Raw genomic sequence first — 23465 nt, forward strand, 5'->3', positions numbered from 1 at the left:
GTTTACGTCAGTTATGAGAAATTTTGCACAAAATCCACTTTTGCCCTCTCATTTTCTTCCCTAAGGTGAACTTGTCACACAGCTTCCATACTAGTTGTATAGCAACTTAAGCATTCTAAGCGGATAGAAATCAAAGGCATAACAATCTGCGTGACACCTGAACCTCCGTCCCCTTACCGTCCGTCTTGTGGAGAGTAAAATGAGTCAGGACATCAATAACACCGTTGCGACAAGCAAAACCCGTCGCGTCATTAAGAATTTGCGCTGGTACGTGCTGGTGCTGTTTTTACTTGGCGTCACCGTTAACTACATCACCCGTAACTCACTGGGGATCCTCGCCCCGGAACTGAAAGAGAGCCTCGGGATCACCACCGAGCAGTACTCCTGGATAGTCGGCGCGTTTCAGATCGCCTACACCATTTTCCAGCCCCTGTGCGGCTGGCTGATTGACGTTATCGGCCTGAAGATTGGCTTTATGGTCTGCGCCGGGATCTGGGCGCTGATGTGTATCTTCCACGCGGGCGCCGGAAGCTGGCTACATCTCGCGATTCTGCGCTTCTTTATGGGTGCTTCCGAAGCTGCCGCCACGCCAGCGAATGCCAAAACCATCGGCGAATGGTTCCCGAAATCAGAGCGTCCCGTTGCCGCCGGCTGGGCGGGCGTGGGCTTCTCCATCGGCGCGATGCTGGCCCCGCCTATCATCTACTTTGCTCACGCCTCGTTCGGCTGGCAGGGCGCGTTTATGTTTACCGGCGTGCTGGCGCTGCTGTGGGTGCTCCTCTGGTGGGCGTTCTACCACAACCCGGAACAGCACCCGAACCTGAGCCGCGACGAGCTGGCGTTTATCAAACAGGATAACGAACCCGCACCGGTCAAGCTGCCCTTCCTGACCGCGCTGAAAACCGTCTCGAAAAACAAACGATTCTACGGTATCGCCATCCCGGCCTTTATGGCAGAACCCGCCTGGGCGGTACTGAGCTTCTGGGTGCCCCTGTACCTCGCCAAAGAGCACGGCATGGACCTGAAGCAGATCGCGATGTTTGCCTGGCTGCCCTTCCTCGCCGCCGACCTCGGCAGCGTGGCAAGCGGCTACCTGACGCGCCTGTACACCCGCTGGTTCGGCTGCTCCCGCGTGAACTCGGTGGTGGCAAGCTCCGTCACCGGCGCGTTTCTGATGATTTCTCTGGCCATCGTGGCCGTGACCCGCGACCCGTATATCACCATCGTGCTGATCTCCATCGGCGGCTTCGGGCACCAGATCATCTCCTGCATGCTAAGTGCCCTGGTCGTGGAGTCGTTCGACAAAGGCCAGATGGCGACCGTCAACGGCATGCGCGGATCGGCGGCGTGGATCGCCAGCTTCCTGTTCTCGCTGTTAATCGGGGTGACCGCCGACAAAATCGGCTTTAACCCGCTCTTCATTGCCATGGGCTTTTTTGACCTGATTGGCGCTCTCTTCCTGGTGGCATTTATTGCTGAACGTCGCGCCAAGCGCGCCTGATAGTGGATGTATTGCATATGAAAACCCTGAAAAACTGGACCGTCGATAAGCAGTCTGCGAATCATCTGGAGCTGCTGGTGGATAATCAGCACCGCCTGTGCCTGTATGTGCTGGAACAAAACCTGTTCCGCGTGCTGATTAAGCGCAAAGGCGAGCTGGCGCTGGACCGCACCTGGAGCATCGCGCCGGAACAGGACGTGCCGTGGGAAGGCCGCCATCGTGACGACTTGAGCGGTTTCTCCTGCCCAGCCTGGACCCTGACGCAGCAGGATGACGCAGTGACGGTGGCAACCGAGCAGCTACGCGTGACCGTCCACCAGCCCCTGTGGCTGGAGTGGCACTACCGTAATGATGCGGGCGAATGGCAGCCACTGATCCAGGATCGCCCGACCAGCGCCTACCTGCTGAACGCCCACGGCGACGGCGTGGCGCACTATCTCAGCCGCCGCAAGGACGAGCGTTTCTACGGGCTGGGCGAGAAAGCGGGCGATCTGCAGCGCAACGGCAAACGTTACGAGATGCGCAACCTCGACGCGATGGGCTATAACGCCGCCAGCACCGACCCGCTCTACAAGCACATTCCGTTTACCCTCACCCGCCGCGATGACGTGAGCTACGGCCTGTTCTACGACAACCTGAGCAGCTGCTGGCTGGATCTGGGCAACGAGATCGACAACTATCACACCGCCTATCGCCGCTGGCAGGCAGAAGCGGGCGACATCGACTACTACCTCTTTACCGGCGCGCGCGCGCTGGACGTCACCAAAGCCTTCGTGCGCCTGACCGGGAAAACGCTGTTTGGGCCGAAGTGGAGCCTGGGCTACAGCGGCTCGACCATGCACTACACCGACGCACCGGACGCGCAGAATCAGCTGATGAACTTCATCCGCCTGTGCGAAGAGCACGCCATTCCATGCGATTCGTTCCAGCTCTCGTCCGGCTATACCTCCATCAACGGCAAGCGCTACGTCTTCAACTGGAACTACGACAAGGTGCCGCAGCCGAAGGCGATGAGCCAGGCCTTCCACGACGCGGGACTGAAGCTTGCGGCCAACATCAAGCCGTGCCTGCTGCAGGATCATCCCCGCTATAACGAAGTGGCGGAGAGCGGCCTGTTCATCCGTGATTCAGAAACCGATGCACCGGAACGTTCCAGCTTCTGGGATGACGAAGGCTCGCACCTCGACTTTACCAACCCGCAGACGGTGCAGTGGTGGCAGAACGGCGTGACCACGCAGTTGCTGGAGATGGGTATCGACTCCACCTGGAACGACAACAACGAGTATGAAGTGTGGGACGGGGAAGCCCGCTGCTTTGGCTTCGGCAAGGAGATCGCCATCAAGCATATTCGCCCGGTGATGCCGCTGCTGATGATGCGCGCCTCGCTGGAAGCGCAGCAGCGCTTTGCGCCGGAAAAACGCCCGTATCTGATCTCCCGCTCCGGCTGCGCCGGGATGCAGCGCTACGTTCAGACCTGGAGCGGCGACAACCGCACTAACTGGGACACCCTGCGCTATAACATCCGCATGGGGCTGGGCATGAGCCTGTCCGGATTATTCAACGTCGGGCACGACGTCGGCGGTTTCTCCGGCGACAAGCCGGACGCCGAGCTGTTCGTGCGCTGGGTGCAGAACGGCGTAATGCACCCGCGCTTTACCATCCATTCCTGGAATGACGATCGCACCGTGAACGAGCCGTGGATGTATCCGGGCGTCACGCCTGCCATTCGCGGCGCGATTGAGCTGCGCTACCGCCTGCTGCCGTATCTCTACACCCTGCTCTGGCAGGCGCACGCCGACGACGAGCCGATGCTGCGCCCGACCTTCCTCGACCACGAGCACGACGCGCAGACCTTCGAAGAGTGCGATGACTTCCTGCTGGGCCGCGACCTGCTGGTCGCCAGCGTCGTCGAAGCCGGGCAGCGCGAGCGCCTCGTCTGGCTGCCGGATAACGAAACGGGCTGGTACGATTTTTACACCCACGCGTGGTATGCGGGCGGGCAATCCATCGTCCTTGATGCGCCGCTGGAAAAACTGCCGCTGCTGGTGCGCGCCGGGGCCGGTCTGCCGCTTAGCGAGCGCATCACGCATGTGAGTGCTGAAAAAGATACGACCCGCGAGCTGAAGCTGTTCCCGGTTAAAGGCGTCGGCACAACCACGGGGCTGCTGTTTGAAGACGACGGTGAAAGCTGGGGCTATCAGAAGGGCAATGCGCTGTGGGTGGAATGGGAAATGGTGTGCGATGGCGCAACCATCAACCTGAAGGTGGACGCGCGCGGGGATTACCGTCCGGCGTGGAAAGCGCTGAAGGTGTCGTTACCGGCGGGGGAAAAACGTACGCTGCGGGTGAACGGGGTTGAAGGGGGCGAGTGGGTGATGTAGTGCGGCCTGATGCCCTCACCCTAACCCTCTCCCACTGGGAGAGGGAATAAAGGCACGACGCCTTTCCCTAAGTATTTCGCGCTGCAGGAAGGCGGCAAACCTGTGAATCCCCGGGAGCTTACATAAGTAAGTGACCGGGGTGCACAGGTGAAGCCAACGCATCTGCAGCGTGAAAGACGACGGGAAATTAGCCGTCGATACCTTTACTGCGCAGATAATCTTCGTAGTTACCGGTGAAGTCCACCACGCGCTCTGGCGTAATTTCGATCACGCGGGTCGCCAGTGAACTGACGAACTCACGGTCGTGAGAGACGAAGATCAGGGTGCCCTGATACATCTCCAGCGCCATGTTCAGCGATTCGATCGATTCCATGTCCAGGTGGTTGGTCGGTTCGTCCATCACCAGAATGTTCGGTTTTTCCATCATCAGCTTGCCGAAGAGCATGCGGCCTTTTTCACCACCGGAGAGCACTTTGGCCGGCTTTTTGATGTCGTCCTGGCTGAACAGCAGACGCCCCAGAATGCTGCGCACCGCCTGCTCGTCGTCGCCTTCCTGCTTCCACTGGCTCATCCAGTCGAAGACGGTCAGGTCATTTTCGAACTCGTACTCATGATCCTGCGCGTAGTAGCCAATCTGCGCGTTTTCAGACCACTTCACGGTGCCGTTGTCCGGCTGCAGTTCACCCACCAGGGTTTTCAGCAGGGTAGATTTACCCACGCCGTTGGCGCCCAGAATGGCAATCTTCTCACCCACTTCCAGCAACAGGTTGAAGTTTTTAAACAGCGGGCCTTCATCAAAGCCTTTGGTAAGCGCCTCAACTTCCAGCGCGTTACGGAACAGCTTCTTATCCTGCTCAAAGCGAATGAACGGGTTCTGACGGCTGGAGGCTTTAACCTCTTCCAGCTTGATTTTGTCGATCTGACGGGCACGCGATGTTGCCTGACGGGATTTAGAGGCGTTGGCGCTGAAGCGGCTCACGAAGGATTGCAGGTCCGCAATCTGCGCTTTCTTCTTGGCGTTGTCGGCAAGCAGACGTTCACGCGCCTGGGTGGCTGCCGTCATGTACTCGTCGTAGTTGCCCGGATATACGCGCAGCTCACCGTAGTCCAGATCCGCCATGTGCGTACAGACCATGTTCAGGAAGTGACGGTCGTGCGAGATGATGATCATGGTGCTGTCGCGGTCGTTCAGCGTCTGCTCCAGCCAGCGGATGGTATCGATGTCCAGGTTGTTCGTTGGTTCGTCGAGCAGCAGGATGTCCGGGTTAGAGAACAGCGCCTGCGCCAGCAGCACGCGCAGCTTCCAGCCTGGCGCGACTTCGCTCATCGGGCCGTAATGCTGTTCAACCGGAATTCCCACGCCCAGCAGCAGTTCGCCCGCACGCGCTTCCGCGGAGTAGCCGTCCATTTCGCCGTACTGGGTTTCCAGGTCGGCCACTTTATAGCCGTCTTCTTCGCTCATTTCGGCGAGACCGTAGATACGATCGCGCTCCTGCTTCACTTCCCACAGCTCCGCGTGCCCCATGATCACTGTGTCGAGCACGGTGAACTCTTCGAAGGCGAACTGATCCTGACGCAGCTTACCGATACGCTCGTTCGGATCGAGCGACACGTTGCCCAGCGTCGGCTCTAAATCGCCGCCGAGGATCTTCATAAAGGTGGATTTTCCGCTACCGTTGGCACCAATCAGGCCGTAACGGTTGCCGCCGCCAAATTTGACGGAAATGTTTTCGAACAGCGGCTTACTGCCAAACTGCATAGTGACGTTGCTGGTAACTAACACGGAGAGATTCCTGCGAAAAGTGTGATAAACACGGCATTATGCCACAATTCCGAATTGAGATCCCGTGTTGCGGCAATCCACTAAACTTTAACAAAATCGAAAAAAATGTGATTTCGTACACATCTGAATTCCCTGTTAGCGGGAATGCACATATAATGCGCTCCCATCACAGATTCAGACTTATCAACTCATCGCCTGAATGGCTTAGATACCTCGCACAACATGAACATGAAATTAACAACGCTTTTTGCGGCGGCGTTAGCCGTAGTAGGTTTTTGTAAGACCGCGTCTGCGGTGACGTATCCCCTGCCGACAGACGGAAGCCGTCTGGTGGGTCAAAACCAGGTGGTGACGGTGCCTGAGGGTAACTCTCAGCCGCTGGAGTATTTCGCCGCGCAGTACCAGCTGGGCCTGTCCAACATGCTGGAAGCGAACCCGGGCGTTGACCCGTATCTGCCAAAAGCAGGTACCGTGCTGAATATTCCTCAGCAGCTGATCCTGCCGGATACCGTTCATGAAGGCATCGTGATTAACAGCGCCGAAATGCGTCTGTATTACTACCCGAAAGGCACCAACACCGTTATCGTGCTGCCAATCGGTATCGGCCAGTTGGGCAAAGACACCCCGCTGAACTGGACCACCAAAGTAGAGCGTAAGAAAGCGGGCCCAACCTGGACGCCGACGGCTAAAATGCACGCGGAATACATCGCTGCGGGCGAACCGCTGCCCGCCGTTGTGCCGGCCGGCCCGGATAACCCGATGGGCCTGTACGCGCTGTACATTGGTCGTCTGTACGCCATCCACGGCACCAACGCCAACTTCGGTATCGGCCTGCGCGTGAGCCACGGCTGCGTGCGCCTGCGTAACGACGACATCAAGTTCCTGTTCGAGAACGTGCCGGTTGGTACGCGCGTGCAGTTCATCAACGAACCGGTGAAAGCGACGTCTGAGCCAGACGGCAGCCGCTACATCGAAGTGCACAACCCGCTCTCCACCAGCGAAGACCAGATCAACAACAACGAGATCGTGCCGATTACGCTGAACAGCGCGGTGCAGTCCGTGACCTCTCAGCCAGACGTGGAAACCACCATCGTCGACCAGGCGATTCAGAACCGTTCCGGTATGCCGGTGCGTCTGAACTAATCACGCGCATCAAAAAAGCGGGCCTCGAGGCCCGCTTTTTTTTATCCGTTATTCACGATAACAATCCCGCCGTGGTCGTAGCGATAGTGGCAGTGGGCATACTCCAGCGGCGTGCCATCTTCCAGATAAATGACCTGCTCCACCTCCAGCACCGGATCGGTTTCCTCACAGACCAGATGCTCTCTGTCCAGCGCGCTGGGCTTTAGCGCCCGCACGACCCGGTATGACCCCATAATTTTCAGCCCCAGGGTTTCCTGAACGTACTGAAACACTGACCCTTCAAGGTGGTTTTTCGTCAGGCCCGGCACCAGATTCATCGGCATCACCGTGGAATCCAGCGACATCGGTTCGCCGTTCAGTAAACGCAGGCGAATGAAGTCGTAGATCGGCGCATCGGTGTTAATCATCAGCGACGCCTGCTCTTTTTCGTTCGGGAAGCGCAGTTCGAAATGCACCACCTGGCTCGTGACCGTACCCAGATGCGCCCAGGTTTTGGTCGCGCCAAAGTAGTCGCTGCCGGAGAGATCCCACTGCGAGAGCTGGAGGAAGTTTTTGCGGATGAACGTCCCCTGACCCTGACGGGTGTAGACCAGCCCTTCGACGATCAGCTGGCGCATCGCCTGCTGAATAGTCATCCGGCTGGTGCTGAACTCCGCCGCCAGTGCAAACTGGTCCGGCAGGGGTTCGTTGGCGGCGTACTGCTGGCTGATAATGCGTTTCTTAATTTCCCGCGCTATGGTGATGTACTTCGCCGCCATCGTCCTTCCTTTCTGTTAGTTTTCTATCCCGCTGTTTTTCAAGGCCACTCGCTCGGCAATTTTGAGGAAAGGCAGGTAGAAGAATACACCAAATACGATGATTGCCAACTGGACCACCACGGCGCGCCAGTCCCCCGCCGTCGCCAGCCAGGCGCTGAGGATCGGCGGCGTGGTCCACGGGATCATCACCACGCAGCGGGACATTAACCCCAGCGTGGTGCAGAGCCAGGCGAAGTAAATGCCGATGGCGGGCAGCAGCACAAACGGGATCATCAGCGGCAGGTTAAAGACGATCGGCAGGCCGAAAATCACCGGCTCGTTGATGTTGAACAGGCCCGGCGCCAGCGACAGACGCGCCACCTGCTTCGCCGATTGTTGCCGCGAGAAGATAAAGATGGCGATCAGCAGCGAGATCGTGCTGCCCGTGCCGCCCACCATGCCAAACGTCGGCACAAAGATGTTGTTGATGATGTGCGGGATCGGCTGTCCGTTGGCGAAGGCCAGCATGTTCTCGTTGGTATTAATCAGCAGGAATGGCTCCAGCACCACGCTGTTGACCACCGACTGATGAATGCCGAGCGTGAACAGAAAGTTGCCGAAACTGTAGATGAAAATCGTCCCCGGCAGGCTGGTGTTGATCAGCCGCAGCGGCTGCTGGATAAAGGTCGTAATGAGGTGGATCAGATCCGTATGCAGCACGTTTGCCAGGATCGCCGCCAGCACGGCGAACAGGGAGAGCGTGAGGATCGTCGGGATCAGCGCGGTAAACGATTTGCTCACCGCCGGGGGCACGTTTTCCCCCAGCGAAATGTGCAGCGCCTTCAGCCGCGAAATGGCGATGAACAGCTCGGTGGAGAGCAGCCCAATCAGCACCCCGGCGAAAATCCCGGTGGAGCCGATATTGGCGAACGTCAGCACCTGCGTCACGCTGACCGCAGCGTCGCTGCCAACGGGCGTAACCTGTAAGCGCATCGGCATCATGATGATAAAGCTGCTGACGGCGATAACCACTGCCGAGACCGGATTGTCGAAATCTTTGTTGCGCGCCAGCGACCAGGCAATCATCGGCGCCAGCAGCAGCGCGGCGATGTTCAGCGTGCCGTTAATAATCGCCTCGCCCCACACCTTAAACTGTGTGAGCGTGTCGCCCTCAAAAATCCACGGGAACACCACGTTGTTCACCAGCACCGCCAGACCGGCGAGGATGAAAATCGGCATCACCGTGGCGAAGGCGTCGCGCAGGGATCGCAGGTGCACCTGGTTTGCCAGGCGCGCCGAGAACTCGACAAATTTATCGACAAAGGACTGCATGTGCGGTGTGATTTTTGTTTCAGACATAGCGGAGTGTTCCCATCAATCAGTCACAAAAACGGCCCGGCAGCGTACGGCTTACATCTCGCGTCCGTTGGTATGGATAACCTGTTTTAACCACGCGTAGCTCTTCTTCGGCACGCGCTTAAGGTCTTTCAGGTCGTGATTCTCGCGGTTGACGTAGACCACACCGTAGCGCTTACGCATGTCCCCCTGCGAGCTGAGAATGTCAATTAACCCCCAGCCGAGATAGCCAATGACCTCTGCGCCATCCTCGAATATGGCTTCCTTCATGGCCTCGATATGCGCCCGGTGGTAGTCGATGCGGTAGGTGTCCTCAATCGGGTTGACCCCGTCCCAGGACTCAATCACGCCAATGCCGTTTTCTATCGGGAAGACCGGCATCCGCCAGTCGTTGGCATAGCGAGTGATGATGGTGCGAAAACCGAGCGGGTCGATCTGCCAGTTCCACTCGGTGGCTTTCAGGTAGGGGTTATTTTTCTCACCGTGCAGCAGGTAATAGTTGACCGGCGTGCCTTCCGGGATCGCATCGCTATCCAGCGTTTTGCTGGCGTAGTAGCTGAAGGCCATAAAGTCGTTTTTCGTGCGGGCAAACAGAGCGAGATCGTCGGCGCGATAGATATCACCAAAGCCCTCCTGCTCCACCACCGCCATCACCGCCGGGCTGTAGCCCTGGCCGGCAAAAACGCGCAGCAGGTTCTGGTTGAGGAATTCGTCATACTGCTGGGCGCAGAAGATATCGCGCGGCTTGCAGGTGGCCGGATAGATCAGCTGGTGCGCCAGCATGCCGCCCATTAGCTGGCCTGGCTTAGTCTGGTGCAGGTATTCGGTCAGCGACATGTGCGCCACCATCGCATGGTGCTGAAGCTCATACAGCTCGCGCAGGGTTTTCTCGCCTTTCATATAGCCGGAAATGCGGAACGCTTCCGGCATATGGAAGATGTTCTGCTCGTTAAAGGTCAGCCAGTACTTTACCCGGTCGCCGAAGCAGTCGATCATCTTTTTGCCGTAGCGGATAAAAGCCTCCACCACGCGGCGATCGTTGAAGCCGTTGTACTCCTGCGCCAGCGCCAGCGGCATGTCGAAGTGGTAGAGGCAGACCATCGGCTCGATGCCGCGGGCGATGAGATCGTCAATAAAGCGGTCGTAAAAGGCGATGCCCTCGTCGTTGAACGCGCCGTCGCCCTGCGGGCAGACGCGGCTCCAGGAGATCTGGAAGCGGTAGCAGTTCATGCCCAGATCCTGCATCAGGTCGAAATCTTCCCGGTAGCGATGGTAGGAGTCGGTTGCCACCTTCCAGTCGGAGACGTTTTCTCCGGCTTCACGAATGTCGTACACCGACATCCCCTTCCCACCCTCGTTCCAGGCCCCTTCCGTCTGCATGCTGGACACCGAGTTGCCCCATAAAAAGTTGGCCGGCAGTGAATTGTTCATGCTCTCTCCCTATATGACTAGTCATTTAAAATCTCATGACTAGTCATATAGGCGAAGATGAAATTTCGATCAAAGGGGAGGATCGTTTTTTGTGAGGAATGCGGGGAAAAAAGCCCCGGTAAGCGATGCGCGACCGGGGCAAGAAAGGTTACTGCTGCGCGAGCTGATTGCGGCGATACTCCCCCTGCCGCTCCAGCATCCAGCCAGGATATTCCCGCGGCAGCGCGCTCACCGCATCAAGCTGCTGAAGCTCGTCTTCGCTGAGACGGATCCCGGTGGCGGCAATGTTGTCGTCCAGCTGTTCAACGCGTTTCGCGCCAATGATGACGCTGGTCACCGCTTTCTGATGCAGCAGCCACGCCAGCGCGATTTGTGCGACGGAGACGCCCTTACTTTCGGCAATCACGCGCATCACGTCCACGCAGTCAAAGGCGCGATCTTTGTCCACCGGCGGGAAGTCGAACGCCAGACGGCGGCTACCGGCTTCGCTCTGCCCGTCGCGACCATATTTTCCACTCAGCAGGCCGCCCGCCAGTGGGCTCCAGACCATCAGCCCGACGCCTTCGCTCTGCATCATCGGCACCAGCTCGCGCTCAAGATCGCGCCCGGCGATGGTGTAATACGCCTGGAGGGATGCGAAACGCGCCAGCCCGAGTCGCTCGGAAATGCCCAGCGCTTTGGCTATCTGCCACGCCGCCCAGTTCGAGACGCCGATGTAGCGCACGTGGCCGTGCTGCACCAGGTTATCCAGCGCATACAGCGTCTCCTCAATCGGCGTGGCCGGATCGAAACCGTGAAGCTGATAGAGATCGATATGATCGAGCTGCAGGCGGCGCAGGCTCTCCTTCACGCTGCTGATGATGTGATAGCGCGAGCTGCCGCGCGAGTTCACCCCGGCGGTGCCCGTTTCGCCGAACACCTTGGTGGCAACCACCACATTCTCGCGCGGGACGTTGAGGTTTTTCAGTGCCTGGCCGAGGATCGCCTCCGAGCGCCCTTCCGAATAGACGTCGGCGGTATCGATAAAGTTGATACCCGCGTCCAGCGCGCGGCCCACCAGCTGTTCTGCTTCGCTCTGCTGGAGCTGACCAATCTTGCCCCACATGCCGCCTTCTCCGCCGAAGGTCATGGTGCCGAGGCACAGTTCAGAAACGAACAGACCGGTGTTGCCCAGTTTTTGATAACGCATAAGATAATCCTCGCATGTCGATTGGGTACCCGATAGTTATACCCGCCCCTCAGCCATCGCGAATGTGGCGTTCCTGTCCGTTTCTTGCCCAATCCTCTGAATATTTATCCGCGCGGGGCGTCGCCAAAGATGCTGTAGTCCGGGAGCTGCACCTGCTGATACGGCTCCCAGCCGCCGCCGAGCGCCTTGTAGAGCGCCACCAGATCGAGAGCGCTTTGTACCTGCGCCTGCGCGCGCTGCTGCTCGGCCTGCGCCAGCTGACGCTGGGCGTCCAGCACGTCGATAAAGCTGGCGATCCCCTGCCGGTAGCTGTCGCTGGCAAGATCAAAGGCGTTTTGCAGGGCGTCGATGGTTTTCGCGAGACCCGCCTCACGCTGCTGGTCGGTGCGATAGCTCACCAGGGCATTTTCGACATCGCCGAGCGCGGTGAGCACCGTCTGGCGATAGTCCAGTACCGCAGCGCCCTGCTGCGCGCGCGCCACCTTGACGCTGGAGACCAGTCGACCCCCCTGGAAAATCGGAATGGAAATCTGCGGGCCGAAGCTGTAGAAGTGGCTGCTCCAGTCGGTCAGCCAGCCGGATTCGCTGTTGCGCAGGCCAAACTGTCCGGAGAGGGTAAAGCTCGGGAACAGCTGGGCCACCGAGACGCCAATCTGCGCCGTGGCGGCATGAAGGTTGGCCTCCGCTTCGCGCACGTCCGGACGGCGGCGCGCCAGCGTGGACGGTATACCAGTCTGCACGATATCCGGCAGCGCGGGCATTGGCTGTGCGGATTGCAGCTCGCTATCCAGCGCCCCCGGCGGCTTGCCGAGCAGAATAGCCAGCCCGTTCATCGCCTGGCGTTCCTGGGCCTGATACTGCGGCAGCTGGGCTTCAAGATTACCCAGCTGCGCCCGGGCGTTTTCCACGTCCATCTGCGGCGACAGCCCGCCGCGCTGGCGGCTTTCGGTCAGGTCCAGCGTCTGCTGCGCGCTTTTAATCTGGGTGTTCAGGGTAGCGATAATGCTCTGTGCCCCGCGCAGCTGGAGCCACGCGCGCGCCACTTCCGCTTCCAGCGACACCAGCGCATCGTTACGCTGTTCGATGGCGGCCTTCTGCTGCGCCTCGGCGGCTTCCACCTGACGGCGCACCTTGCCCCAGAGGTCGATTTCCCACTGGGCGTCGAAGCTGCCCTGATAAAGGTTAATCGGCTGCGTCAGCGGTCCCAGCGCGCCTCTGAGTTCAGGGTCGCCATTATCCAGCTGGTCGTACACGCCGTGGGATTTTAGCTCCCCTTCCAGCCCGAGCTGCTGGCGCGTCGCCTGCAGATTGCCGTTAACCGACGGGAAAAATGCCCCGCCCGCCTGGTTAATCTGCTCACGCGCCCCGGCAATGCGCAGTACCGTTTGCTGCAGCGTCAGGTTTCCGGCGATGGCGCGTTCAACCAGACTGTCGAGCTGCGGCGAGCCGAAGGTTTTCCACCAGCGCGGATTGGTCGCGGCGGAGGTGGTTTGCGATTTTACCGCGCTGTCGCCCTTATCGTTCCAGTGCGTAACGGCGGGTGGCGCAGGCTGCTGGTAGTCCGGCCCGACGGCGCAGCCCACCAGCAGCATCATTATCATCAGGGGGTGTAAACGTCTGTGTATCATCAGTGTGCTCCTGCACTCCCCTCGCTCTTAACCGGCGAGAGCAACAAACAAAACGGAATCAATAGCAAGGCCACGGCGCTCAGAATGGTGAAGACGTCGATGTAGGCCAAAAAGCGGGACTGCTCGATCATCGTCTGGTACATCCGCCCGGTGGCAATCCCGGTCGGATCGCCCACCTGGGTGGTGAAGTTCTGGATCGCCTGGGCGCTTTCGCGAATCGCCAGCTGGAACTGCTCGTTAAACGGCGAGGCGTGGTAGGCAAGGTGCGCGCTGTGCGCCTGCGCGCGCTCGGTGATGGCCGCCGTCGAGAGCGAAATCCCGATGGATCCCGCCACGTTGCGGAACATGGTAAACAGCGCCGCCGCATCGGCGTTGAGCCGTCTCGGTATCGAGATGAAGGCGATGGTGGTGAGCGGCACAAACAGGAACCCCAGACCAATCGACTGGGCGCTGCGGAACAGCACCAGGGTTTCGAAGTCAATATCCGGCGTCAGCGTGCGCGACCAGAAGAACGACACCGCCAGGCAGGTAAAGCCAAAGGCGATGATCCAGCGCGTCTGCACCACCGGCATCAGCTTCAGCACCAGCGGGATGGTCAGCACGATCAGCACCGCGCCGGGCGAGAGCACCAGCCCGGACCAGGTCGCGGTATAGCCCAGATCCTGCTGCGCCAGCTGCGGGATCACCACCGAGCTGCCGTAGAGGATCATCGCCATCCCCGCCATCAGCAGGCTGGAGATCGCGAAGTTGCGGTCCTTCATGCAGTGCAGATCCACCACCGGCTTTTTGGCATACATCAGCCAGTAGATTGCGCCGATAATGCCGACCAGCGTCAGCACCGCGAAGGTGCGGATAAAGTTCGAGTAGAACCAGTCGTCATCCTCTCCCCGGTCAAGCATGACCTGCAAACAACCCAGACCGAGGGCGATCAGGCCGATCCCCGTCCAGTCGATGGTCAGCTTCTCTTTTGATTTGCTCTCCCACGGCGGATCTTCCAGCAGCTGGTAGATCGCCAGCACCGTCACAATCCCTACCGGGATGTTGATAAAGAACACCCAGCGCCAGGAGTAGTTGTCGGTGATCCAGCCCCCCAGCGTCGGGCCGAGCACCGGCGCGACGATAATCGCAATGGAGGAAAGCCCAAACGCTTTGCCCCTGTCCTCCGGCTTGAAGTAGTCAAGCAGCACCGACTGCTGGGTGGGCTGCAACCCGCCGCCAAAGAAGCCCTGCATCACGCGGAACAGGATGATTTGCCACAGCTCGGTGGCGATGCCGCACAGGAACGAGCAGATGGTGAACATCACGATGCAAATGAGGAAGAACTGCTTGCGGCCAAACAGCCGGCTCAGGAACGCCGAGATGGGCAGCACGATGCCGTTCGCCACCAGGTAGCTTGTCAGTACCCAGGTGGATTCGTCGTAGCTGGCCGAGAGCGACCCCGCCACGTGCGGCAGCGCGACGTTGACGATGGTAGTGTCCAGAATTTCCATGAACACCGCCAGGGTGACGACAATCGCCACCGCCCACGGGTTACTGGCGGGCTTCCAGTTATCGTGGCTATGATCCGTCATTCCACGGTGACCTTCGGTTCAACCGACAGCCCCAGCGGCAGCGGCTTGTTCGGATCCAGACCTTTATCAATGACGATTTTTACCGGTACGCGCTGAACAATCTTCACGAAGTTACCGGTGGCGTTTTCCGACGGGAAGGCGGAGAAGCGCGAGCCGCTGCCCTGCTGGATGCTGTCGATATGGCCTTCAAGCTCCATATCCGGCCAGGCATCCACGGAGACGCTAACCTTATCGCCGGGCTTCATGCGCTCAAGCTGGGACTCTTTAAAGTTCGCCACCACCCATACGTTCGGGGAGACCAGCGAGAACAGCGCGGTGCCCGCCTGAACCAGCGTGCCGGGCTGCACGTTGCGTTTGGTGACAAAGCCGTCGAACGGGGCGCGGACTTCGGTGTAAGAGAGGTTCAGGTTCGCGGTTTCCAGCTGCGCTTTGGCCTGTTCGACCTGACGCTCGCGGGCTTCGACGTTGGTCTCCTGCTGGCGGATTTGCAGCTGTACCTGCTCCGCCACTTCCAGCTGCGCCTGTGCGCTGGCAAGGCCAGCCTGGGCGCTGCGCAGCTGAGCGTTCGCAGAATCAATACTTTGCTGGGTGGTCGCGCGCGGGTCAACGCCGCGCTGGCGCCGGTATTCCGCCTGCGCGTTCGCCAGATCGGCCTGCGCTTTCAACACCTGCGCTTTGGCTTCGTCACGCTGGGCGGGATACTGCACTTTTGAGAGCGCCAGCTGCGCCTGGGCCTGATGCAGCTGCGCGATAGCCAGCCCAAGCTGAGCCTGAGCCTGATCGCGCTGGGCGGTGGTATCGCGAGGATCGATCACCACCAGCACGTCCCCTTTCTTCACGCGCTGGTTATCCCGCACGCGAAGCTCGGTAACGTAGCCCGCCGTTTTGGGGGCAATGGTCACCACGTCGCCGTCGGTAAAGGCGTCGTCGGTGGTCTCTTCGTTGCGGGTTAAAAACCACCAGACCAGCGCCACGATCACCATCACGATGACCACGATGCCAAGGATAATTAACGGTTTTTTGCCCGGGCGTTTACGCTCGTTATTGTTTTTATCCTGCTCGTCAGCAGGTGGATTTTGTTCTTCTGCCATAATTCAGCAACGGTCCTGTCAGTGAGCGGCATCACACTATGCCGTTCACTAAAGCTAGGACGTTGCTATACATTTGCCAGGAAAAACTGACAAATTGCGCACTATATGAGAAGGAATAGTCCGAAACCGATCGCCGCAGCCCAGAGCAGCATCGGGATCGACCAGAGATGGAAGCGCCACCAGATGCGACGGTCGTTGGCCATGCGCAGGGCGATCAGGTTTGCCAGGGAGCCGGGCAGCAGCCCAAACCCACCGATGTTCACCGCCCAGGCCAGCAGCGTGTCCGGCGGAACGTAGTTGAGCAGTAGAATGGTGGCAGGCACGTTGCTGATAAACTGCGACAGGCCAATCGCCGTCAGCCACAGTCCCGGCTGCGACAGCGTGCTGACGCTGTGCAGAACGTTTTGTAGCACCGGAAGCTGAATAAGCAGATGCACGTCGATGAACATCGCCATAAAGACCAGCAACAGCGTCCAGTCCACGCTCACCAGCACGCGCCGCGCCAGCACGACAAAGCCCGCGGCGACGAGCAGGACGCCCGCCAGCTCATACTTCAGCTCCAGGGCGAACAGAAAGACGATATACAGCCCGAGGCAGCTCCAGACCAGCCGCGGCTGCCACTGCGGGCCCGTGGTCCCGCTATGGTATTGCAGCTTTTTATCCGGAAACGCGAACCAGCAGACCGCCAGCAGCGACAACATCATCACCAGCGCCAGAGGCGCCATCTGCCAGGTAAAGGCGGCGAATGACAGACCGGAACGTCCCCAGAGAAGAATATTTTGCGGGTTGCCGATGGGCGTCAACAGAGAACCGGCGTTAACGGCGAGCGCTTCAAAGATGATCAGTCTGCTGACCGGGATCTCGCAAAGCTTACGCAGGGTGAGCGTGAGGGGCACGATGATAAACAGCGCCACATCGTTGGTCAGAAACGTCGACAGCACCGCGGCGGAGAACACCATAAACAGGGCCAGCCTGCGCTCGGTGGCAAAATGGCGCACCATTTTACGCCCCAGGACGTCAAAATAGCCGCTCAGCTCGACCCCTTTGGTCAGCATCATTAACCCACTCAGGGTGATGATGGTGCGCCAGTCAATCGCCGCAGACCAGGCCTGTGGCGCAAACGGCACAAACAGGCTTAACCCGGCGCCAATGATTAATAAGAGATGGAAGAAACGATCGCGTGACAGGGCCTGCAGTCCAGGGATTTTCATTCAGCGGAGGGACCATATTTAAGGGTAAATTCGCGAAACTTCACCAGCGTCTCTTCGCTAACGTGGTGCTCCATTCCTTCCGCATCCCGTCGGGCAATTTCCGGGCTGACGCCCAGCACCAGCAAAAAGTTCTCGACAAGCTGATGGCGCTCGCGGCTCTCCTGCGCAAGCTTCTCCCCTTCCGGCGTCAGAAACACGCCGCGCCAGGGGATCATTTCGATCAGGCCTACCGAGGCCAGACGTTTTAACATTTTAGCGACCGTTGGCTGCGAAACCCCGAGCCTGGCGGCCATATCGACCTGACGCGCTTCCCCAACCTCGCGGATCAGATCGGAAATCAGTTCAACATAATCATCAATCAGTTCACGCCGGTGCGCTTCACGTACCTGGCGAAAACCTTCGACATGTTCTTCAACATTCACCAGTTGCGTCGTTTTTTTAATGGCTGGCTTACCTGCGCGACGGTTCATTGTACTTCCTCATTGGGGTGACGCTTCCAGCGCCCGGTATCGAGAGCGCACATTGTAAACCATCCCTCCACAAGCACAAAAAATTAACGAAATAGCCATAGCTATACAATATAGCCTGTGCTATATCTGTATGTAATGCAGTCACCCTTCACGGATCGAAGGGATCAAACATCAGGAGGTCTCATGAACGAATTCAAGAGGTGCATGACCGTGTTTACCCACTCTCCTTTTAAAGTGCGCTTAATGCTGTTGAACATGCTGTGCGATATGTTTAACAACAAACCGCATCAGGACGACAAACCTTCCCACTAAGCGGCGTTGCGGTACGCCGCTTCATTTTTCTGTCACACTTCCGCTGTAAACTGACCAATTCCCGATAATTTTTGCGGATTTGCAGCCCCCTTCGCAAAACATCTGTTTAGCAACTGTTGACCTTAATTCACGCTCGCACTATCTTCTTGCAGCCCTGCACAATTTGCGGCTCGCTGAAGCGGACCTCTCATTCCCTTTCCACGCACTGTCCGGCAGGCTTTGACCCTTGGCGCCAGGGTGAGCACATGGCGTTTTTGTGATAGTGACCTATGAATGTAACCCTGATAGATACCATCGTTACCCGCAGCCGGGCCTTAAGCCCGTGGACGGGATTTTACTTTTTGCAGTCGCTGCTGATTAACTTTGCGCTCGGCTATCCCTTCAGCCTGCTTTATGCAGTGGCTTTCACCTGCATCCTGCATGTGCTGTGGCGAGCGGCCCCGCGCGTGCAGAAAGCGTTGGTAGGGGTCTGTTCGCTGATTGCTGCGATGTATTTCCCGTTTGGCCAGGCCTACGGCGCGCCAAACTTCAACACCCTGCTGGCGCTGCACTCCACCAATATGGAAGAGTCGACGGAGATCCTGACGATCTTCCCCTGGTACAGCTACGTCGTCGGCCTCTTTATCTTTGCGCTTGGCGTCATCGCGGTTCGTCGCAAAGCAGACGCGAAGAGATCATGGGGAAAAATGGAGTCTCTGTGCCTGGCGTTTAGCGTGGGGACGTTTTTCGTTGCGCCGGTGCAAAACCTGGCCTGGGGCGGCGTGTTCAAGCTGAAAGATACGGGCTATCCGGTGTTCCGTTTCGTTAAAGACGTCGTCGTGAACAATAAAGAGGTTCTCGACGAGCAGGCGCGCATGGCTGAACTTTCCAATATGAAAGACACCTGGAACGTGCTGGCGGTTAAGCCGAAATACCATACCTATGTGGTGGTGATTGGCGAGAGCGCACGTCGCGACGCGCTGGGCGCATTCGGCGGGCACTGGAATAACACACCGTTTGCCAGCTCTGTCAACGGCACCCTGTTTACCGATTATGTGGCGGCCAGCGGCTCGACGCAGAAATCGCTCGGCCTGACGCTGAACCGCGTGGTGGATGGCAAACCTCAGTTTCAGGATAATTTCGTCACGCTGGCCAACCGCGCCGGTTTTCAGACCTGGTGGTTCTCCAATCAGGGGCAAATTGGCGAATACGACACCGCCATCGCCAGTATTGCTAAGCGTGCTGACGAAGTGCAGTTCCTGAAGAGCGGCGATTTTGAAGCCGACAAAAACACCAAAGACGAGGCGCTGCTGAAGATGACGGCGCAGGTCTTTGCTACCCCGCGCACCCAGCCGCAGCTGATTGTTCTGCACCTGATGGGATCGCACCCGCAGGCCTGCGATCGCACTGGCGGTAAATACGCGGAGTTTGTGCAGTCGAAAGAGACCTCTTGCTATCTCTATACCATGACGCAAACCGACGAGCTGCTCAGCAAGCTTTACGATCAGCTGCGCAATACGGGCGAAAGCTTCTCTGTGGTCTATTTCTCTGATCACGGGCTGGCGTTTAAAGAGCGTGGCAAAGAAGTGCAGTATCTGGCGCACGACGACCAGTTCCAGCAAAATTTCCAGGTGCCATTTATGGTGCTGTCGAGTGATGATAAAACGCATCGCGTTATCAAAGCGCGGCGCTCGGCGAATGATTTCCTGCAGTTCTTCTCGCAGTGGACGGGGATTAAGGCCAAAGAGATAAAAAATGATTACCCGTTTATCTCCAACAAGAAAGCGCCCCCAGTGTACGTTACCAACTTCAAGTTACAGAAAGTTGACTATAACCATCTGGGTACCGATATTTTTGATATTAAGAGTAAGTAAGCTGTGCGATCTCGTGCGGTCTGATGCCCTCACCCTGACCCTCTCCCACAAGGAGAGGGAAAAAGCTAAAAAAAATCCGCCACATTGGGCGGATTTTTTATTAGCTCACCGAAGTGATTAGAAGCGGTAACCTACGCCCGCGATCCAGGTGCCAACGTCAACGTTGCGGATACGGCTCTGCTCATAGGAGAAGTCCAGAGCCACGTCCTGGATTGGGTTGAACTGCAGGCCTGCGCCATAGGAGAAGCCGTAGTCGCTGTTGCTTGCAGTGCGGTTCAGACCCTGGTTTTCGGTCTGCTGGAATTTACCGTAGCCAACACCTACAACACCGTAGATGCTCGCCCAGTCGTTCAGACGGTAAGCTGGACCAGCAGTGATACCGTAGTACTGGCCTTTGTTGTATGCGCCGTTTTCAGTACGATCTTTCTCGGTGTAGGTGAAAGAACCGATCACGCCCAGCGGGTTGTTATCCTGCTCGTAACGATACTTCAGGTTGAAACCGTTGGTTTTGTTCATCACGCCCTGCATATCGCTCTGAGCGTAACCACCAGTTACAGTAGAAGTAGCAGCTACAGCGGTACCTGCGGAAACAGCCAGTACAGCGGCCAGTGCTGAAAGACATGCAATTTTTTTCATAACCACCTCAAATGTGCTTCAAGTAAGTCCGTAAGTTTTAAATATATCAAAAAAATTTGCGAAACTCTTTGTGATTCGTGATGTCTAATGAGGCCTTTCCTGTAACAGAACGTTTCCAACCTCAGCTAACTCTTTCAAATCACATGCGATTTTTCCTACTAAACGCCCATATTGCGCGTCTGCGCCGTTACATTCATCCAGATTATTCCTAATCTTTCAGGTGATAAATCCACCAGCGCTTAACCATTTTACGGATTTCACGGGTCTTTTTTTTCAACCTAGTCTCAACCGTAGCTGTATATTTCCTTTACACTGCAACCTTTACTCCACTTGACATTAGCTGACAGGAGAAAGGATGCCTGGGTTATCCCGCACGTCGTCGGTCTGGTTGCCGGTAGCCGTCATACTTATTGCCATGTTGTCCATCCAAAGCGGTGCTTCGCTGGCAAAATCGCTTTTTCCACTGGTGGGTGCGCCCGGGGTAACAGCCCTGCGTATCGTGCTGGGAACGGCGATACTGGTCGTCATCTTCAAACCCTGGCGTCTGCGCTTCAAAAAAGAGCAACGTCTCCCCCTGCTTTTTTATGGTCTGTCCCTCGGGGCAATGAACTATATGTTCTACCTCTCCATCCAGACCATCCCGCTGGGGATTGCCGTCGCGCTGGAGTTTACCGGCCCGCTGGCGGTCGCGCTTTTCTCGTCACGTCGTCCGGTGGATTTTATCTGGGTCGTGCTGGCCGTTCTGGGCTTATGGTTCCTGCTGCCGCTCGGCCAGAATGTCTCTGAGATAGATCTCACGGGCGCAGCGCTGGCGCTGGGAGCAGGAGCCTGCTGGGCTGTCTATATACTCACCGGGCAGCGAGCGGGTGAAGAGCATGGCCCGGCAACGGTCGCCCTGGGTTCCGTGATTGCGGCTATCGTTTTTGTGCCGATCGGTATGGCGCAGGCCACGGAGTCTATCTGGCAATGGTCAGTCATGCCCATCGGGCTGGCGGTCGCTATTCTTTCAACGGCTCTCCCCTATTCTCTGGAGATGATTGCCCTGACGCGTCTGCCGACGCGCATATTTGGCACTCTGATGAGCATGGAGCCCGCCCTTGCGGCGATCTCCGGGATGGTGTTACTGGGCGAAACGCTGACGTTTACCCAAACGCTGGCGCTCTGCTCAATTATCGCGGCGTCAATGGGGTCAACGCTCACCATGCGCCCTGAACCTAAAATTGAGAAAATCGACATCGGCTAATGCCATATATTCTGCATGGCTTCACGGCCATGCAGAATAAAGGCCAGAATGCCATCCGTTATAATTTCTTACATAGTTTGTCATATAACCGAAATATCCTTCCCCACCCATTCCCCTCCAGGAGAATTAAGATTGATCTGTATCAATTTTAGAATTATCTATTAATTTCAATGAATTAAATTATCAACCTCCTTCTTGCTATTAAACCGATAGGCACAGCCAGACCGCAGAGAAAAAATCCGGTGCTATACTTAGTTCCGTAATTACCTGGGACATAAACATCAAGAGGATATGAGATTATGAGTACCGCTAAACTGGTGAAAACGAAAGCGTCTAATCTGCTTTATACCCGTAACGATGTATCGGATAGCGACAAAAAAGCGACCATTGAGTTGCTGAATCGCCAGGTGATCCAGTTCATCGATCTTTCGCTGATCACCAAACAGGCCCACTGGAATATGCGCGGTGCAAACTTTATTGCCGTCCATGAAATGCTGGATGGCTTCCGCACAGCACTGGTGACACACCTCGATACGATGGCTGAACGTGCCGTTCAGCTGGGTGGTGTCGCGCTTGGGACCACGCAGGTGATCAACAGCAAAACGCCGCTGAAAAGCTACCCGCTGGATATCCACACCGTTCAGGATCACCTGAAAGAGCTGGCGGACCGCTACGCGATTGTGGCCAATGACGTGCGCAAAGCGATTAGCGAAGCCAAGGATGAAGATACCGCAGACATCTTCACCGCCGCATCCCGCGACCTGGATCAGTTCCTGTGGTTTATCGAATCTAACATCGAGTAATCCATAAGACTTTCCTGTCAAACCCTCGCCTCTGGTGAGGGTTTTGCACATTTATGGTGCACAGTTTTTGCCTGAGACGGTGCAAAAGTGAATAAATTGTAATAATCACCTCACACAACCGTTAATGGGAGATTGTTTTTTCGTCAGAATTTACGCTTAATATCTCCCCGTCAGTTGACCCAAACGAAGCGCACCAAAATGGTGCTCCATGCTGGTGCAACACGACATCATTGCCACGCTTTTTGTGCAATGTATGATTTCATCCCCTTTGTAAAACAACAGCTTGTAAAGTTGGCACGATTTTTTCATTGTGCCAGTCGTTCTCGCAGGGGATCGCCCCGTGGATATAAAAGGAAATGCTATGAAGTCTGTATTAAAAGTTTCACTGGCTGCACTTACCCTGGCTTTTGCGGTGTCCTCTCAGGCTGCCGACAAACTGGTTGTGGCGACCGACACGGCGTTCGTTCCGTTTGAATTCAAACAGGGTGACAAATACGTTGGTTTTGATGTTGATCTGTGGGCCGCTATCGCCAAAGAACTCAAACTGGACTACACCCTGAAGCCGATGGACTTCAGCGGCATCATCCCGGCGCTGCAAACCAAAAACGTCGATCTGGCGCTGGCGGGCATCACCATTACCGAAGAACGTAAAAAAGCGATCGACTTCTCTGACGGCTACTACAAAAGCGGCCTGCTGGTGATGGTCAAAGCGGATAATAACGACGTAAAAAGCGTGAAAGACCTCGACGGTAAAGTGGTGGCAGTGAAAAGCGGCACCGGTTCCGTGGATTACGCGAAAGCGAACATCAAAACCAAAGACCTGCGCCAGTTCCCGAACATTGACAACGCGTATATGGAACTCGGCACCAACCGTGCTGACGCTGTTCTGCACGACACGCCGAACATCCTGTACTTCATTAAAACGGCTGGTAACGGCAAGTTCAAAGCCGTGGGCGACTCTCTGGAAGCTCAGCAGTACGGTATCGCGTTCCCGAAAGGCAGCGACGATCTGCGCACGAAAGTTAACGGCGCACTGAAAACGCTGAAAGAGAACGGCACCTACAACGAGATCTATAAAAAATGGTTCGGTACTGAGCCTAAATAATTTTACCTGAATTCAGGTTTA

Annotated in this window: 19 protein-coding genes; 8 read left to right on the forward strand and 11 right to left on the reverse strand. The window is 57.1% G+C overall.

Annotated elements, in window-relative coordinates; translation table 11 throughout:
- The first annotated feature begins 199 nt into the window (after positions 1-199).
- Positions 200-1501 (forward strand): MFS transporter, encoded by a 1302-nt coding sequence (locus IM299_RS12885; protein WP_059357997.1) that lies wholly within the window; start codon positions 200-202, stop codon positions 1499-1501.
- 17 nt (positions 1502-1518) lie between these two features.
- Positions 1519-3882, forward strand: coding sequence for a TIM-barrel domain-containing protein (locus IM299_RS12890; RefSeq protein WP_193357600.1), 2364 nt, complete (start codon positions 1519-1521; stop codon positions 3880-3882).
- Positions 3883-4069: 187 nt separating this feature from the next.
- Here the strand turns inward: IM299_RS12890 and IM299_RS12895 are convergent, their stop codons facing one another.
- Positions 4070-5665, reverse strand: coding sequence for an ABC-F family ATPase (locus IM299_RS12895; RefSeq protein WP_041910703.1), 1596 nt, complete (start codon positions 5663-5665; stop codon positions 4070-4072).
- 222 nt (positions 5666-5887) lie between these two features.
- Between IM299_RS12895 and ldtB the strand changes: the two genes are divergently transcribed.
- Positions 5888-6808 carry a L,D-transpeptidase gene (gene ldtB, locus IM299_RS12900; RefSeq protein ID WP_008501186.1) on the forward strand — a complete coding sequence of 307 codons (921 nt, stop codon included), beginning with the start codon at positions 5888-5890 and terminating at the stop codon, positions 6806-6808.
- Between the two features lie 41 nt (positions 6809-6849).
- Here ldtB and IM299_RS12905 read toward each other — a convergent pair whose 3' ends face one another.
- From IM299_RS12905 to mntR, 9 genes are all read right to left on the reverse strand, one after another.
- A complete protein-coding gene (locus tag IM299_RS12905) occupies positions 6850-7566 on the reverse strand; it encodes a GntR family transcriptional regulator (protein WP_193357601.1) in 717 nt (238 codons plus the stop codon).
- Positions 7567-7581: 15 nt separating this feature from the next.
- Positions 7582-8904, reverse strand: coding sequence for a PTS sugar transporter subunit IIC (locus tag IM299_RS12910; protein ID WP_193357602.1), 1323 nt, complete (start codon positions 8902-8904; stop codon positions 7582-7584).
- Positions 8905-8955: 51 nt separating this feature from the next.
- The gene (locus IM299_RS12915) at positions 8956-10332 is read right to left on the reverse strand and encodes a glycoside hydrolase family 1 protein (RefSeq protein WP_088204902.1); all 1377 of its coding nucleotides are present in this window, start codon (positions 10330-10332) and stop codon (positions 8956-8958) included.
- Between the two features lie 148 nt (positions 10333-10480).
- Entirely contained in the window at positions 10481-11521 is a 1041-nt protein-coding gene (locus tag IM299_RS12920) for an aldo/keto reductase (RefSeq protein WP_193357603.1), read from the reverse strand.
- Between the two features lie 104 nt (positions 11522-11625).
- Positions 11626-13149 (reverse strand): efflux transporter outer membrane subunit, encoded by a 1524-nt coding sequence (locus IM299_RS12925; RefSeq protein ID WP_193357604.1) that lies wholly within the window; start codon positions 13147-13149, stop codon positions 11626-11628.
- The gene (locus IM299_RS12930; protein ID WP_028012453.1) at positions 13149-14720 is read right to left on the reverse strand and encodes a DHA2 family efflux MFS transporter permease subunit; all 1572 of its coding nucleotides are present in this window, start codon (positions 14718-14720) and stop codon (positions 13149-13151) included. Before IM299_RS12930 ends, IM299_RS12925 begins: the two co-directional genes overlap by 1 nt.
- Positions 14717-15811, reverse strand: coding sequence for an HlyD family secretion protein (locus tag IM299_RS12935; protein ID WP_041910714.1), 1095 nt, complete (start codon positions 15809-15811; stop codon positions 14717-14719). The genes IM299_RS12930 and IM299_RS12935 overlap by 4 nt, the downstream gene beginning before the upstream one ends.
- A gap of 101 nt (positions 15812-15912) precedes the next feature.
- Complete coding sequence (locus IM299_RS12940; RefSeq protein ID WP_193357605.1) at positions 15913-17022, reverse strand: anion transporter; 1110 nt, start codon at positions 17020-17022, stop codon at positions 15913-15915.
- Positions 17019-17492 carry a manganese-binding transcriptional regulator MntR gene (mntR, locus tag IM299_RS12945; protein WP_028012450.1) on the reverse strand — a complete coding sequence of 158 codons (474 nt, stop codon included), beginning with the start codon at positions 17490-17492 and terminating at the stop codon, positions 17019-17021. Before mntR ends, IM299_RS12940 begins: the two co-directional genes overlap by 4 nt.
- Before the next feature lie 183 nt (positions 17493-17675).
- On the opposite strand from mntR, the gene mntS reads away from it, so the two are divergent.
- A complete protein-coding gene (gene mntS / locus IM299_RS12950; protein WP_014831181.1) occupies positions 17676-17804 on the forward strand; it encodes a manganase accumulation protein MntS in 129 nt (42 codons plus the stop codon).
- A 269-nt stretch (positions 17805-18073) separates the two neighbouring features.
- Positions 18074-19657: a phosphoethanolamine transferase gene (locus IM299_RS12955; RefSeq protein ID WP_028012449.1), complete on the forward strand. Its 1584-nt coding sequence runs from the start codon at positions 18074-18076 to the stop codon at positions 19655-19657.
- 117 nt (positions 19658-19774) lie between these two features.
- On the opposite strand, the gene ompX is transcribed toward IM299_RS12955, so the two are convergent.
- The gene (gene ompX, locus IM299_RS12960) at positions 19775-20293 is read right to left on the reverse strand and encodes an outer membrane protein OmpX (RefSeq protein ID WP_028012448.1); all 519 of its coding nucleotides are present in this window, start codon (positions 20291-20293) and stop codon (positions 19775-19777) included.
- 355 nt (positions 20294-20648) lie between these two features.
- Here ompX and rhtA point away from each other — a divergent pair, with 355 nt between their 5' ends.
- From rhtA to glnH, 3 genes are all read left to right on the forward strand, one after another.
- On the forward strand, positions 20649-21536 hold the full coding sequence (gene rhtA, locus IM299_RS12965; protein ID WP_193357606.1) for a threonine/homoserine exporter RhtA: 888 nt from the start codon (positions 20649-20651) through the stop codon (positions 21534-21536).
- Positions 21537-21835: 299 nt separating this feature from the next.
- Positions 21836-22339, forward strand: coding sequence for a DNA starvation/stationary phase protection protein Dps (gene dps / locus IM299_RS12970; RefSeq protein ID WP_008501171.1), 504 nt, complete (start codon positions 21836-21838; stop codon positions 22337-22339).
- 361 nt (positions 22340-22700) lie between these two features.
- A complete protein-coding gene (gene glnH, locus IM299_RS12975; protein WP_014831177.1) occupies positions 22701-23444 on the forward strand; it encodes a glutamine ABC transporter substrate-binding protein GlnH in 744 nt (247 codons plus the stop codon).
- The last annotated feature ends 21 nt before the right edge of the window (positions 23445-23465 follow it).

Origin of the sequence: Enterobacter cloacae complex sp. P47BA (assembly GCF_014930485.1) — a bacterium.
GTDB lineage: Bacteria > Pseudomonadota > Gammaproteobacteria > Enterobacterales > Enterobacteriaceae > Enterobacter > Enterobacter bugandensis.